The following is a 14,577-nucleotide window of genomic DNA, read 5'->3' on the forward strand; positions in this document are numbered from 1 at the left end:
CCGTCAGCGCACGTCCGGGTCCCGCACGCCGGAGTCGATCAGCACGGGCGCCCGCCTGCGCAGGACGACGGCGTCGCGGGCACGGTCGAGCACCCCGCCGAGTGGATCGTCGTCGCCGTGCCTGCGCACCAGGTCGTCCGCGGGCCGGTGGATCTCCCGCAGGATCAGCACGCAGAGCCCGATGACGGCGAGGTCGCGGACCACGACCGTGCCGAGGAACCAGCCCTCCGGCAGACCGCGGTTGTCGACGCCCAGGTAGTAGAACATCCGTGGCACCCAGACGAGCGCGTCCACGGTCATCCACGCCAGCAGCACCCGCCAGCGCGGCAGGGCAAGCACCGCCAGCGGCACCAGCCACAGCGAGTACTGCGGGCTCCACACCTTGTTCGTCAGCAGGAACGCGGCGACGACCAGGAAGCAGAGCTGCGCCAGCCGGGGCCGCACCGGTGCGGACAAGCCGACGTAGGCGATTCCCGCGCAGCACACCAGGAACAGCACGGCGGTCACCGTGTTCAGCACCACCGGCGACTCACCGGGGGCCAGTTCGCCGTCGAAGCCGGACCAGCCGGTGAAGTACGAGACGACGTTGTAGAGCGAGTCCGGGTCCTTGCCGCGTTCGCTGTTGAGCCGGAAGAACTCCCGCCAGCCCTCCGGGTAGTTCAGTGCGATTGGCAGGTTCACCAGTGCCCAGGTGCCCGCCGTGGTCGTCGCGGTGACCGTCCACTGCCGCAGCTTCCCCGCCCGCAGGCAGAGGATCAGCAAGGGTCCCAACAGGAACAGCGGATAGAGCTTCGCCGCGACGCCGAGCCCGAGCAGCAGCCCGGCCAGCACGGGTTTCCGTCTCGCCCACGCCAGTAGCCCGGTCGTGGCCAGCGCGGCGGCGATCGTGTCGAAGTTCGTGAACGCGTGCACGATCACCAGCGGGGACACCGCGACCAGCGCGGCGTCCCATGGTCTGCGCGGGGACGCCCTGGCCACCGACCAGACCGTCACCAGCCAGGCCAGCGCCAGGAACAGCGCGGTGAAGTTGAAGTAGACCGCCACCGGTAACGCGCGTGGCAGCAGGCCCGCCTCGGCACCGTCGTCCCAGGCGTGTGCGAGCTTCGCGTTGACCCACTGGAACAGTCCGCTGAGCACCGGGTACTCCATGTACCGGTCCTGCGCCTGCGGGGTGCCCTCGTTCTCCACCCACTTGGTCTCGTACGGGAACGTCTCCGGCTTGTCCAGCCGTTCCGCACTGAACAGCGGGACCACGTCGGAGTAGCACATCGCGACGTACGGACGGCCGGACCGCCAGTCCAGTTCGGGCTCGCCCTGAGCGTTGGTGAACTGCTGGATGCAGCCTGCCTTGCCGAACCAGGACAGCGTCAGCGCGAGGACGGCCAGCAACAGGCCGACCCGCAACGGCGACCAGAACCAGTGCCTGCCGATGGCCGCGTGCTCGCCGAGCGGCCCGCCGACGGGGCGGCTCAGTCCGGCCGCCATCGGGTCCGTCCAGCTCGGGATCACCCGGTCCCTGGCGTCCAGCGACGCGGTGTCGGCGGCACGGCTGCGTTTCGGCTCGGGCGCGCTGGACACCGGCGCAGCCTACGGGCAACCGCGTTCCGATGGTGTCAGCCGGTGGGGAACAGGTGACTTTTTCACCACCGCGGAAGCACGGTGCCCACGACGCGTACGTCGTGGGCACCGTGAGCTGGGCGGCAGGCGGCTCAGCCGCCGGATCGTTCGTCTTCCCGTACCGGGTCCGGCGGCGGGAACGGGAACGGTGGCCTGCCGGTCGGCCGGTCCGGGTCCTCCGGTTCCGTCGGCTGCTCGTCGCCGGAACTCTCCGTCGGTTCCGGTTGCGAGGAGGGCGGCTCCTCGCTCGGCGGCGGCTGCGGGGTCTCCGGCGGCTTCGTGGTCGGCTCCGGCTTCTTCGTCGTGCTCGGCGAGGGCTTCGGTGCCTGCTTGCCGATCATCTTGACCTCGGCGAACTTGTCCTTGGGCGTGCCGTCCAAGGCCTTGTCCATGAACTTCTTCCAGACCTCGCCCGGTAGTCCACTGCCGTAGATCCGTTTGTTGTCGGCATCCCGGATCTTGTCGTTCTTGCCGGTGCCGACCCAGACCGCCGCCGCGATGTTCGGCGAGTAGCCGACCATCCACGCCTGCGCGTTCTCGTTCACCTTCTCGCCGTCCGGGTCCACGTACTGGTGCGTGCCCGTCTTGCCCGCGCACTCGCGCCCGTCCGCACAGGTGAGCTTGGAGTACGGCAGCACGGGCTGCAGCGCCATGGTGACGTTGCCGGCGATCTGCTTGCTCTTCTCCGGGTCGTCGGTGGCGAACGCGGGCTTGCCCTCGTCCTTGACCTCGAAGACGACCGAGTCGTCCGAGTTGGTCAGCTTCGACACGAAGTGCTGTTCCCGGTGGATGCCGTCGGCGGCGAAGGTCGCGTACGCGGCCGCCATGTCCTCGGCGGTGACCTGCGTCTTGCCGCCACCGATGGAGATGTTGTTGTCCGGCTCGGCCATCGTCTGCACATCGCCGTGCGCCTCGGGAATGCCCGCGGCGCGCGCGGCGTCGACCACACCCTGGACGCTGGTGTCCGAGGCGACCATGTCGTAGAAGACGGTGTTGATGGATCTCTCCATCGCTTCCAGCACCGTGCACTGTGGACACTGGTTGTCGTCGGAGTTGGTCACCGTGGCGCCCTGGATGGTGCGCGGCGAGGAACCGTCGTAGGTCTCGCCGATGCCCTTTCCGCGTTGCAGCAGCGCCACCAGGTCGAACGGCTTGAACGACGAACCGGGTTCTCGCTGGTAGTTCGCCCAGTCGATCGCGTCTTCCTTGGTGGCCGGCCCGCCGTAGTAGGCCTGCACGCCGCCGGTCTTCGGATTGACGGCGACGAGCGCCTCCTTCAGCTTGTCCGGCTGGCCCTCCATCACCTCGTTCACCGCGGCGACGGCGGCGTCCTGCGACTTCTGGTCGATGGTCGTGTAGACCTTGTAGCCGCCCGCGTAGATCCGCTCCTCGGGGTACCCCTTGGCCTCCAGTTCCGCCTTGACGCGGTTCTGGATCAGCGCGGCGGGGCCGGTGATCGTGGCGGGCCTTGTCTCCTCGGCGGGCAGCGGCTTGGGGAACTGCGCACTCGCGCGCTCCGCCTGCGGCAGCCAGCCGTTCGCGACCATCTGGTCCATCACGTAGTTCCAGCGCTGCGTCGCGTACTCGGTGTTGCTGGAGCGGCTCGGCGCCTGGATGATCCCGGCCAGCAGCGCGGCTTCCGAGGGCGTGATGTCCTGCACGTCCTTCTTGAAGTACGCCTGCGAGGCCGTCTGGATGCCGTTCGCGCCGCGGCCGAAGTAGATCGTGTTCAGGTAGGCCGTGATGATGTCCGGCTTCTCCAGCGTCTGGTTCATCTTGAAGGACTTGACCAGCTCGGTGAACTTACGCGTGATCGTCGCGTCCTCGTTCTCCGTCGCCTTCTTGATGTACTGCTGGGAGATGGTCGAACCACCGCCGACGCCGCCGGTCACCTGGTTCCAGGCGGCGCGGGCGATACCGGTGATGTCGAAGCCGGAGTTCGTCTCGAAGGTCGCGTCCTCGGCCGCGTACACGGCCTTCTTCACGTGTTCGGGGATCTCCTCGGGCTTCTTCAGGACGCGGTTGCCGCCGTCCGGCGGAACTTCCTTGCCCATCTCGTTGCCGTCTGCGTAGTAGTAGGTGACGACCTTGCTCTGGGCGCTGGCCACGTCCTCGGGTTTGGGGACGTCGACGAGGAAGTAGGCGATCGTGAACGCCACCGCGGGCAGCACCAGGAACACACCGACCAGCACGTAGAGCGATCGGCGCACCCGCCGCCAGCGGCGCTTCTTCTTCTGTGCGGGGGTCAGTGGCGGCTTGGCGCCGTCGTCGGTGTCCTCGTCTCCGTACTCGTGCGACTCCTGCTCGTACTCGTCCGGCCACTGCTCGTCGTAGTCGTCGGCGTAGCGGTGGTCCTCGTAGGAGTTGTTCAGCGGATCGTGGGTGAGCAGGCCGGGTTCGCGTTCGCCCGGCCCGAGGTCCGGCCGGATCAGACCGGTGGAGTACTCGGACTCGGTGCGCCGCCCTGGCGTCGGCCTCGGCTCCCCCGGTGGTTGCCTGCTCGCCGCGTATCCGGCGCCCGCTCCGGCTGCCGCGCCCGCCGCCGCCGCGCCTGCCTGGCCCGGCCCGGGACGGCCGTAGCCGTTGCCGCGCGGGCCGTTGCCGGGCAGGCCGCCCTGCGGACCGTTGCCGGGGTTGCCGTGCGCGGGGTTTCCGCGCGGGGGGGTGCCGTAACGGGGGCCGCCGGGGCCGCGCTGACCGGGCCCGCCGGGAACGGGGCCGCCGGGGGGCGGCGGCCCGCCACGCCCGTTGCCGGGCGGCCTGCCCTGCGGGGGACGCGGGGCGCCGCGCCGGTCCGGGTCGCCGCCGCCCGGCCACTGGGGCTGCTGCGGAGGCTGCTGTGGGGGACGCTGGGACTGGTCGCGGGGCGGCGCGGGCCGCCTCCACGGTGCGTTCGCGGGCGGCTCGTTGCCGGTGGGCCACTGCGGCGGCCCCTCGTCGCCGGTAGGCCATGAGGATTGCCGCCCGTGGCCAGGGTCCTGCGGCCAGCGGGGGTTCTGGTGGTCGTTCACGAATTGGCCTCCCAGACCGACGCTTCGGGGCGCGTCGTTCTGCGGTCAAGAGTCCGGTCAAGCATCCGGTCACACGTCACTGCCGTTGTCACTGTCCCGCGGTCCTCCGCGATCGGGGTTGCGGTGTTCCGGTTCCCAGGACGTACGACTGCACAAGATGGTTCCAGGCGCACGACCGGCACACCTCCACGACGTACACGGTGAACTCGGCGAAGAGGTTGGCCATCCGGGTGAGTTCCTCGGGTGCCCGCGCCGACCCGGCGACGTGCTTGAGCTCGTCGCCGTACACCCAGGAGACCAGGGTCAGCGCCTCTTTCCGGCAGAGCGGGCAGGCGGAGTCGCTCGGCTGTCCGTGGAACTTCGCCGCCCGCATCAGGTACGGGCTCGCGTCGCAGACCTCCATGGTCCCGATACGACCGGAGTGGACGCCGGCCAGCAGCGCACGGCGCTGCAGGGCGTAGTCCACGACCTCCCGTTGGGTTTGCACCCACACAGACTACGTGTTCCGGCCGGGCTGACCATGGCCCGTTCTCCGTAGTGGTTGACGGTGTTGGAGTCGTCACGCAAGCGACACGCCGAAGTTTCGGTAACGCATCGGTGAATACCAGCCATTTGGCGAGCGTTAGCTACACCACTTCGATGTATCGGCGCGATATACTTCGCCGGTAGGTTGAAGTCATCGGCAAGCGGTAGGGGCAACGCCGCCCGCCGCCGTTTGTTCCCGGAAGGGGGTTGCGTCGTGTTGGAGTTCGCGGTTCTCGGGCTGCTCCACGAGGCGCCGATGCACGGCTATGTGCTGCGGAAACGGCTGCACGAGACACTCGGGATGTTCCGCACGTTCTCCTACGGCTCGCTGTACCCGACCCTGCGACGGTTGCAGCGGGCGGGGCTGATCGTGGAGGACGTCGAGGAGGACGGTGCGGGCGAGCCCGCGCCGAAGACCGCGGGCCGGAACCAGAACCGGAACTCCTGGGGCAGGCGGGCACGCCGGGTCTACAAGCTCACTGCGGAGGGCAAGGAGCGGTTCGCCGAACTGCTCGCCGACGCGGGTCCCCAGACCTGGGACGACGAGGGCTTCGGCGTCCACCTGGCCTTCTTCTCCCGCACGCCCGCCGACGTCAGGATGCGGATCCTGGAAGGCAGGCGGCGGCGGGTCGAGGAGCGCCGCGAGGGAATCCGGGCGGCGATGGGCCGTGCCGAGGAGAAGATCGACCGCTACACCCGCGAACTCCACCGCCTCGGGCTGGAGACGAGCGAGCGGGAGGTGCGCTGGCTGAACGAGCTGATCGCGCACGAACGAGCCGAGCAACGCGGCCAGGAACCCTGATCGGTTCCTGGCGTTTCACGCACCATCTATCGAGGCACGACCTACGACACGGACAACGTAAGGAGAAACCGGCATGGGCGAGAACCGCCGCAACGTTCGGGTGGCGATCGTTGGCGTTGGCAACTGCGCAGCGTCGCTGGTGCAGGGCGTCCAGTACTACCGCGACGCCGACCCGAACTCCCGCGTGCCAGGACTGATGCACGTCCAGTTCGGCGAGTACCACGTCCGCGATGTGGAGTTCGTCGCCGCGTTCGACGTCGACGCCAAGAAGGTCGGCCGCGACCTCTCGGAAGCGATCGTCGCCAGCGAGAACAACACCGTGAAGATCGCCGACGTGCCGCCGCTGGGCGTCACCGTCGCGCGCGGTCACACGCTCGACGGCCTCGGCCGCTTCTACCGCGAGACCATCGACGAGTCCGACGAGCAGCCGGTCGATGTGGTCACCGCGCTGCGGGACGCCGAGGTCGACGTGCTGGTCTCCTACCTGCCCGTCGGTTCCGAGGACGCCGACAAGTTCTACGCCCAGGCCTGCATCGACGCGGGTGTCGCCTTCGTCAACGCGCTGCCGGTGTTCATCGCCTCCGACCCCGCGTGGGCGAAGAAGTTCACCGACGCCGGGGTGCCGATCGTCGGCGACGACATCAAGTCCCAGGTCGGCGCCACCATCACGCACCGCGTGCTGGCGAAGCTCTTCGAGGACCGGGGCGTCCAGCTCGACCGCACCATGCAGCTCAACGTGGGCGGCAACATGGACTTCCTGAACATGAAGGAACTCGAGCGCCTGGAGTCGAAGAAGGTCTCCAAGACGCAGTCGGTCACCTCGCAGGTCGATCGCGATCTCGGCAAGGGCAACGTCCACATCGGACCATCCGACTTCGTGCAGTGGCTGGACGACCGCAAGTGGGCCTACGTCCGGCTGGAGGGCCGCGCGTTCGGCGACGTGCCGCTGAACATGGAGTACAAGCTCGAGGTCTGGGACTCCCCCAACTCGGCGGGCATCATCATCGACGCCGTGCGTGCCGCGAAGATCGCGCTCGACCGTGGCGTCGGCGGCCCGATCCTGTCGGCGTCCTCGTACTTCATGAAGTCGCCCCCTGAGCAGTACTCGGACTCCGAGGCACGCGACTCCGTGGAGAAGTTCATCGCCGGCGAACTCTGACCTCTCGTCAGGCTGTATCCCGCTCGGAACGGCGGTCACCGGTTCGTCCGGTGACCGCCGTTGCCCGTCGCGGGTCGGCCGAGCGTCGCGGGTCAGCCGATGGGGGCGGGGCGGCCGTGCCTGCCGGGTTTCCACACGGCGACCACGGACGGACGGGGCTGCGTGTCGCCGCCGTCCGGCCAGTGCGACACGGGATTGTCCGCGTCCGCCCCGTCGACCTCGCCCGGATGCTGCACGCAGACGGTCACCAGCGTGTCCTCGATGACCGGCCCGCAGGTTTCCGCGCCCTTCGGCACAGTGAGGAACAGCTTGAGGTGACCGCGTTGCCTGCCTTCGAGCGGGACGACGTACAGCCCGTCGTTGATGCCCAGCGCGCCGGCCGAGTCGGTGGAGATCCACAGGTTGCCGTGCGAGTCGAAGGCGACGTTGTCCGGGCTGGAGATCGGTGAGACCTGATCTTTCGGGAAGCCGGCGAAGTAGGTGTCCGGCGCGGCAGGGTCACCACAGACCAGGAACAGCCGCCAGGAGAAGCTGGTGGCGAGCGGGTCGCCGCGGCGTTCCTCCAGTTCCAGCACCTGGCCGTGCTTGTTGTTGTTGCGCGGATTCGGCTCGGTGGCCGCCTCCTTGCCGTCCGGGCCACGCTCGACGTTGTTGCTCAACGCGCAGTAGATGCGCCCCGTTTTCGGGTGCGCCTGGATGTCCTCGGGACGGTCCATCTTGGTCGCGCCGACCTTGTCCGCCGCCTCGCGCGTGTAGACGTAGACCTCCTCGGCGGTCATACCGTCCACGAAGGACTTGTCGTTCGAGGCGAGCGGGATCCACTCGCCGGAGCCGTCGAACTCACCGTCGGCGGGCAGCGTCCCGGTACCGTCGATCTCGGCGGGCGGGCTGTCGCCGGTGAAGCGGCTGACGTAGAGCGTGCCGGAGTCGAGCAGCGTCATGTTGTGCCTGCGGGCGTGCGCGGAGTCGCCCTTCTTCATCTTTTTGTCCGAGATGAACTTGTAGATGTACTCGAAGCGCTCGTCGTCGCCGGAGTAGGCGACCACGCGGTTGTCACGGGTGAGCCGGATGTTCGCGCACTCGTGCTTGAAGCGGCCGAGGTGGGTGTGCTTGACGGGCGTGGAATCCGGGTCGTACGGGTCGAGTTCGATCACCCAGCCGAAGCGGTTCGCCTCGTTCGCCTGCGCGGTCAGGTCGAAACGGGAGTCGAAGCGTTCCCACTTGCGGACCGTCTCGGTGCCCTCGATGCCGTAGCGGGCGAGCCGTTCGCGCTGCTTCTCGTCCGGCACCAGGTCGGCGTTGGCGAAGTACTGGTTGACGTTCTCCTCGCCGGACAGGATGGTGCCCCACGGCGTCACGCCGCCCGCACAGTTGTTCATGGTGCCGAACACGGTGCTGCCGGTGGGATCGGCGGACGTCTTGAGCAGGTCGCTGCCCGCGGCGGGACCGGTGACGGCGAACTCGGTGTGCAGCGTGATCCGGCGGTTCTGCCGGGACGGCTTCGGCGTCAGCGTGCCGGAGTCGCGCCCGCGTTCCACCCGGACGACGGTCAGCCCGTGCGCGGCCCAGGCGATCCGCACCTGTTCCTCGGTGGGGTTCTCCTCGTCGTAACCGCGGAACATGAATTCCTCGGTGGTGTACTCGTGGTTGGTCACCAGCAGCGAGGCGTCCCGGCCGTGGCCGCCACGACCGTCCTTGCCGTCCAGTGGCATCAGGGCGGCGAAGTCGCAGTTGTAGCCGAACTGGGTGGCCTGTGCGTCCGCGGTCTGGTTGTCGAAGTCGAACTCCGGCGCACCGTCGCACACCGCGTCGCCCCAGCGGATCACGATGGCCTGCTCGTAGCCTTCCGGCACGACGACCGCGTCGAGCGTGTTCGGCTGGACGGGCTCGAAATCGGTGCCGGGCGGTGGTGTCGGCTTCCCGGCACCGTTCGCCGGGACGCCGCCGCGGGCGGCTGGCCCGGCGGCGGGTTCGGCGGCAGCGGGCAGGGCGCCGGCGGCGAGGGCTCCGGTACCGAGAGCGACCACCGCTCCGGCCCGAAGGGCGCCGCGCCTGCTGAGGACGTCACCAAGGACATTGTCGAAGGTCTCGTTGCCCGAGACGTTCGGGATCTCGTGGAAACAGGCGTCGCCGCAGCGGTACTTGCAGGTCACGGCGGCGCGATTGGTGGGGTGGGCGGGCAGCAGGGGAAGCAGGTACTCCGGTCGTGGTGACAACGCGGGCCTCCAGGCAGGGGCGTTCGGGGCCTGTGACGCTAGGCCACCTCAGCGACGTCCGCTACCCGCCGTTCGCCGTATGTCCACCAGTCGTTCACCTGCCCCCCGTCAGAACTCCTCGCCGACCAGCGCGGCTTCCGCGGGAACGTTCCGCTGGTCGGCGACGCGCTCGCGGACGGCCAGCAGCCCGCCCGCGATCACGCACAGCACGGCGGCGACGAGGAACGGGGCCTGCGGCGAACCGAACCACTCGGCGATGTGACCGACCAGCGTCGCGGCGGCGGCCCCGCCGAGCCAGCGGCAGAAGTTGTACCCGGCGCTGGCGACCGGCCGGGGGGCAGGCGAGATCGACATGGCGGTGCCGGTGAACAGGGTGTTGAGCAGCCCGGAGGCCAGGCCGCTGAGGATGATGGCGACCACCAGCAGCGGCTTGCTCGGCACGGCCATCAGCAGCATCAGCACCGCGTAACCGAGTACGGAGACGACCGTGGCGTGTCGTTGCCCGAGCTTCGCGGCCAGCTTCGGCGCGAGCACCACGCCGGACACCGCGACGCACAGGCCCCAGCCGAAGAAGATCAGGCCGATCGCGACGGCGCCCCATTCGAGAATGAACGGCGACCAGGCGAGCACGGCGAAGAACGCGGCGGTGTACAGCGCGGAGCCGATCGAGGTGCGCAGCAGCCCACCGTGCCGGAGCGCGCGGATCGGGTCGAGCAGGCGGATCGGGTCGCGGGGTTCGCGGGCGTCGTTGCGCAGGAAGACCGCGCAGAGCACGAGCGCGCCGGCCATCAGCACGGCGGTGCCGAGGAACGGGCCGCGCCAGGAGATGTTGCCCAGCATGGCGCCGAGCAGCGGGCCGACGGAAAGGCCGAGGCCCAGTGCCGCCTCGTAGAGCAGGATCGCTCCGGACTGGCCGCCCGCTGCCGCGCCGACGATCACCGACAGTGCCGTCGCGATGAAGAAGGCGTTGCCGAGTCCCCACACCGCGCGCAGGCCGACGAGCTGTTCGATCGATCCGGCGGCGGCACAGAGGGCGGTGGCGACCACGATCAGCGTGAGGCCGGTGATCACGGTGCGCTTGGCGCCGAACTTCGCGCTCGCCGCCCCGGTGAACAGCATGGCCAGTACCTGGACGCCGAGATAGGAGGAGAAGAGCAGCGTCACCTCGGACGGCGTGGCGTTCAGCCCCTCGGCGATCGAGAGCAGGATCGGATCGACGAGGCCGATCCCCATGAACGCGATCACCGCGGCGAACGCCGTGATCCACACCTGCTTCGGCTGGCCCTTGATCGCGTCCAGCAGGCTTGAGTGCTCGCCTGCCCGCGTCGCTGCGCTCACCGTGGCTCCTTCCGGCTCTGACTCGACGGAAAATCCCTTAGCTATGCTAAGCAATACGCCGGCAGGTGTCCAAGTAATCCGACTCACAAGGCTTTCACCTGCGGAAACATCACGCCGGTCGCCGAAGCCGGCCAAGCGGCTGAACGACTACGAGATCAAGCTGGTGCGCATCCGGGGCGACGTCGTACGGCACGCCCACGAGGACACCGACGACCCCTCCAGCCGCAATACGTCGACATATTGCGGTGCGCGGGACCGCAATATGTCGACGTATTGCGGGCCGGGGCCGGGGCCGGGCGGGAGACGGGATGGGGTTTGCTCGGCGTTCATCTGGAAGTCGCGGCGCCCTCTCCTTGGCCACTTAACGTGCGCAGTCGTTCCCCTGACTGAGTGACCATGGAGGACCTGTGTCCGTCGAACGTGGGCGACTGCTGCCCTTGATCTCCCACCGAGGTGGCCGTTCCGCGGTCACCTGCGAGTACCGCTGCGGCAACGCGTGCGCCCACCCCGCGCCGAACCCGAGCGACAACGAGTACTTCGGCGACGTCGTCTCCGGCGTCGTGTCCCGCCGGGGCGCGCTGCGGGCCGGAGCGGTGATGGCGGCGGCGGCAGGCGGATTCGCCGCACTCTCCGGCACGGCCGCCGCGACGCCCCCGGTCGCGCTCGCCAAGCCCGGCCGGGGCGGCAAGCCCGGCAGGCCTGTCCCCGGTACCGACTTCGACGCCGTCCCGCCGAACACCACCGACGCGGTGACGATCCCCGAGGGCTACGGGCAGAGCGTGGTGATCCGCTGGGGCGACCCCGTCGTCCCCGGCGCGCCGGCGTTCGACTTCGAGAACCAGACCCCCGAGGCGCAGGCGAAGCAGTTCGGCTACAACAACGACTTCGTCGGCCTCATCCCACAGGACCCGCTGGGCATCGCGAACCTGCTCGTCGTCAACCACGAGTACACCACCGAGACGCACATGTTCCCGGCCGGAACCTACGACGAGGCGAACCCGACGGAGGAACAGGCCCGGATCGGCTGGGCGGCGCACGGCCTGAGCGTTGTGCAGACCTACCGCGACCCGGTGTTCGGCGCGCTGCGCGCGGTGCCGGGACGGGCGAACCGCCGGATCACCCTGGACACCGAGTTCGAGCTGCGCGGGCCCGCCGCCGGATCGCGGTACCTGAAGACCTCCGCCGACCCCTCGGGCAGGAAGGTCCGCGGTACGCAGAACAACTGCGCGGGCAGCGTGACGCCGTGGGGCACGGTGCTCTCCGGCGAGGAGAACATCAACCAGTACTTCGGAGGCGCCGACACCGTCACCGACCCGGTGGCCGCGGCCAGGCTGAAGCGGTACGGCTTCTCCGGCACCGAGAGCACCCGCAAGTGGGAACGCTTCGACCAGCGCTGGGACATCGCCAGGGAGCCGAACGAGCCGAACCGGTTCGGCTGGGTCGTCGAGATCGATCCGCACGATCCGCACTCCACGCCGATCAAGCACACGCACCTTGGCCGGTTCAAGCACGAGGCCGCCGCCGTGAAGATCACCGCGGACGGCCGGGTCGCCGTCTACTCCGGCGACGACGAGCGGTTCGAGTACATCTACAAGTTCGTCTCCAACGGCAAGTACAAGAAGGGGCACAGCGCACACGCCCGCAGGCACAACTCCGCCCTGCTGGACGACGGCACGCTCTACGTCGGCCGGTTCACCGGTGACAGCCCGGCCGCCGAGATCGACGGCATCGGAACGCTTCCCGGCGACGGCGAGTTCGACGGCGTGGGCGAATGGATCCCGTTGGCGGCGGGCAACAAGTCCTTTGTGGACGGTTTTACCGCCGAGGACGTGTACGTGTTCACCCGCCAGGCCGCGGACAAGGTCGGCCCGACGAAGATGGACCGGCCGGAGGACATCGAGCCGAACCCGGTCAACGGCCGCGTCTACGCCGCGCTGACCAACAACACCGACCGGGGCGCCGCCGGTAAGGGCGTGGCCGACGAGGCGAACCCGCGCAACGGCAACAAGAACGGGCACGTCCTGGAGTGGGAGGAGGACGGCGGCGACGCGGCGGCGCTGACCTTCGGCTGGCGCCTGCTGCTCGTCTGCGGTGACCCGAACGCCGCCGACACGTACTTCGGCGGCTTCGACAAGAGCAAGGTCTCGCCGATCTCCTGCCCGGACAACCTGGCCTTCGACCGGCACGGCAACCTGTGGATCTCCACCGACGGCAACGCGCTCGGCTCACACGACGGGCTGTTCTCGGTGCCGGTGGACGGCCCGGAACGCGGTTACGTCAAGCAGTTCCTCTCGGTGCCTGTCGGCGCGGAGTGCTGTGGCCCGGTGGTGACCGACAACCTGGTGCTCGCCGCGGTGCAGCACCCCGGGGAGGACGCGGAGAGTTCCGCCGACCCCACCTCGCACTGGCCGGACGGCGGCCGGGCGCAGCCGCGCCCGGCGCTGGTCGCGGTGTGGCGCAAGGGCCACTTCGGTCTCGCCGGACGTATCGGCGTCCGGTAGCCGAGACGAACCCAGGTGGTAGGAACGCCGCTGCCACCTGGGTTCTGCGAGCCGGCCGGAACTAACCCGACTCATCCTGTGGCACAAAGGGTTCCGGGGAACGGGCAGGTGCGAGCCGGGAGCCGACGACCAGCGCGACCATCGCCGCGACGACCATGCAGGCCCCGACCGCCCACATGCCGGCCTTCTGGCTGCCGGTGAGGTCCTTCAGCCAGCCGGTGACGTACGGCGCGGCGAACCCGCTGATGTTGCCGAGCGAGTTGATCAGCGCGATTCCGCCCGCGGCCGCGGCGCCGGAGAGGAAGGTCGACGGCAGCGCCCAGAACGTCGGCAGAGCCGCGCACACGCCGACCGCGCAGAAGGTCACCGCGACCATCGTGGCCAGCGGGCTACCCAGGTAGAGCGCGACCGGGATGGCCAGCCCGCCGAGCAACATCGGCGCGACCACGTGCCACTTCCGTTCCCCGGTACGGTCCCCGTGCCGCGCCCAGAGCACCATCGCGACGGCGCCGATGACGTACGGGATCGCGTTGATCAGACCGGACTGGGCGGTGGAGAAGTCGGTGCCGAACTGCTCCTCGAAGCCCGCGATGATCGTCGGCAGGAAGAAGCCGAGCGCGTAGAGCCCGTAGGTGATCCCGGCGTAGACGAACGCCAGCGCCAGCATCCGCGGATGGGTCAGCGCCTTGCGCAACGGCCAGTGGTGCTCTGCCTCGGTCGCCTTCCGCTCGGCCTCCAGCGTCCGGCTGAGCCAGTCGCGTTCCCCGGCGCTGAGCCAGCGCGCTTTCTCCGGCCGGTCGGTGAGGAAGAACCAGGTGACGAACGCGAGCACCACGGCGGGCAGTCCCTCGACCAGGAACATGAACCGCCAGCCGGACAGGCCGAACACCCCTTCGCCGCCGGAGATCAGCAGCCCGGACACCGTCGAGCCGACGGCCGAGGAGATCGGCACGGCGGCCATGAACAGGGCGACGGCCTTCGCCCGCTGCGAGGCAGGGAACCAGTACGTCAGGTACAGGATGATGCCGGGGAAGAAGCCGGCCTCGGCCACGCCGAGCAGAAAACGCAGGATCACCAGCGTCGTCGGGTTGTTCGCGAACGCCATGATCGTGGCGACGATGCCCCAGGTGAGCATGATCCGGGCGAGCCAGCGGCGGGCACCGAACCGGTGCAGCGCGAGGTTGCTCGGCACCTCCAGGATCAGGTAGCCGATGAAGAAGATCCCGGAGGCGAACCCGAACATCGTCGCGGTGAGCCCGAGTTCGTCGTTCATCCCGTTCGGCCCGGCGAAGCCGATGTTGACCCGGTCCAGATAGTTGACGAAGTACAGCAGGCAGAGGAACGGCATGATCCGGATCGCGACCTTGCGCAGGATCCGGTTGCCCTCGTCGGTGCTCGTCGTCGAGTT

General features: G+C 69.1%; 9 protein-coding genes. 3 read left to right on the plus strand and 6 right to left on the minus strand.

The window, feature by feature from the left end; all coding sequences use genetic code 11:
• Positions 1-3: 3 nt before the first annotated feature.
• From CFN78_RS14025 to CFN78_RS14035, 3 genes are all read right to left on the minus strand, one after another.
• Entirely contained in the window at positions 4-1,578 is a 1,575-nt protein-coding gene (locus CFN78_RS14025; RefSeq protein ID WP_240519441.1) for a glycosyltransferase family 87 protein, read from the minus strand.
• A 131-nt stretch (positions 1,579-1,709) separates the two neighbouring features.
• Complete coding sequence (locus CFN78_RS14030; RefSeq protein ID WP_094863210.1) at positions 1,710-4,628, minus strand: transglycosylase domain-containing protein; 2,919 nt, start codon at positions 4,626-4,628, stop codon at positions 1,710-1,712.
• An 88-nt stretch (positions 4,629-4,716) separates the two neighbouring features.
• Positions 4,717-5,115, minus strand: coding sequence for a DUF5318 domain-containing protein (locus CFN78_RS14035; protein WP_094863328.1), 399 nt, complete (start codon positions 5,113-5,115; stop codon positions 4,717-4,719).
• Positions 5,116-5,367: 252 nt separating this feature from the next.
• Between CFN78_RS14035 and CFN78_RS14040 the strand changes: the two genes are divergently transcribed.
• Both CFN78_RS14040 and CFN78_RS14045 read left to right on the plus strand, forming a co-directional pair.
• Positions 5,368-5,955, plus strand: coding sequence for a PadR family transcriptional regulator (locus CFN78_RS14040; protein ID WP_094863211.1), 588 nt, complete (start codon positions 5,368-5,370; stop codon positions 5,953-5,955).
• A 73-nt stretch (positions 5,956-6,028) separates the two neighbouring features.
• Positions 6,029-7,114, plus strand: coding sequence for an inositol-3-phosphate synthase (locus CFN78_RS14045; RefSeq protein WP_094863212.1), 1,086 nt, complete (start codon positions 6,029-6,031; stop codon positions 7,112-7,114).
• Positions 7,115-7,206: 92 nt separating this feature from the next.
• Here the strand turns inward: CFN78_RS14045 and CFN78_RS14050 are convergent, their stop codons facing one another.
• Together CFN78_RS14050 and CFN78_RS14055 are read right to left on the minus strand one after the other, a co-directional pair.
• Positions 7,207-9,330 carry a PhoX family protein gene (locus tag CFN78_RS14050; RefSeq protein ID WP_165777550.1) on the minus strand — a complete coding sequence of 708 codons (2,124 nt, stop codon included), beginning with the start codon at positions 9,328-9,330 and terminating at the stop codon, positions 7,207-7,209.
• Between the two features lie 108 nt (positions 9,331-9,438).
• On the minus strand, positions 9,439-10,668 hold the full coding sequence (locus CFN78_RS14055) for an MFS transporter (protein ID WP_094863213.1): 1,230 nt from the start codon (positions 10,666-10,668) through the stop codon (positions 9,439-9,441).
• 407 nt (positions 10,669-11,075) lie between these two features.
• Here CFN78_RS14055 and CFN78_RS14060 point away from each other — a divergent pair, with 407 nt between their 5' ends.
• On the plus strand, positions 11,076-13,169 hold the full coding sequence (locus tag CFN78_RS14060) for a PhoX family protein (RefSeq protein ID WP_094863214.1): 2,094 nt from the start codon (positions 11,076-11,078) through the stop codon (positions 13,167-13,169).
• Positions 13,170-13,230: 61 nt separating this feature from the next.
• Here the strand turns inward: CFN78_RS14060 and CFN78_RS14065 are convergent, their stop codons facing one another.
• Positions 13,231-14,517 carry an MFS transporter gene (locus CFN78_RS14065; RefSeq protein ID WP_094863330.1) on the minus strand — a complete coding sequence of 429 codons (1,287 nt, stop codon included), beginning with the start codon at positions 14,515-14,517 and terminating at the stop codon, positions 13,231-13,233.
• Positions 14,518-14,577: the final 60 nt, after the last annotated feature.

This window comes from Amycolatopsis antarctica (assembly GCF_002262875.1).
Classification (GTDB): domain Bacteria; phylum Actinomycetota; class Actinomycetes; order Mycobacteriales; family Pseudonocardiaceae; genus Amycolatopsis; species Amycolatopsis antarctica.

What these genes read in the sequence shown, in the direction of transcription:
- CFN78_RS14045 (WP_094863212.1), top strand. Translation starts at nt 6,029, where the DNA reads ATGGGCGAGAACCGCCGCAACGTTCGGGTGGCGATCGTTGGCGTTGGC.
- CFN78_RS14065 (WP_094863330.1), bottom strand. Translation starts at nt 14,517, where the DNA reads ATGCCGTTCCTCTGCCTGCTGTACTTCGTCAACTATCTGGACCGGGTC.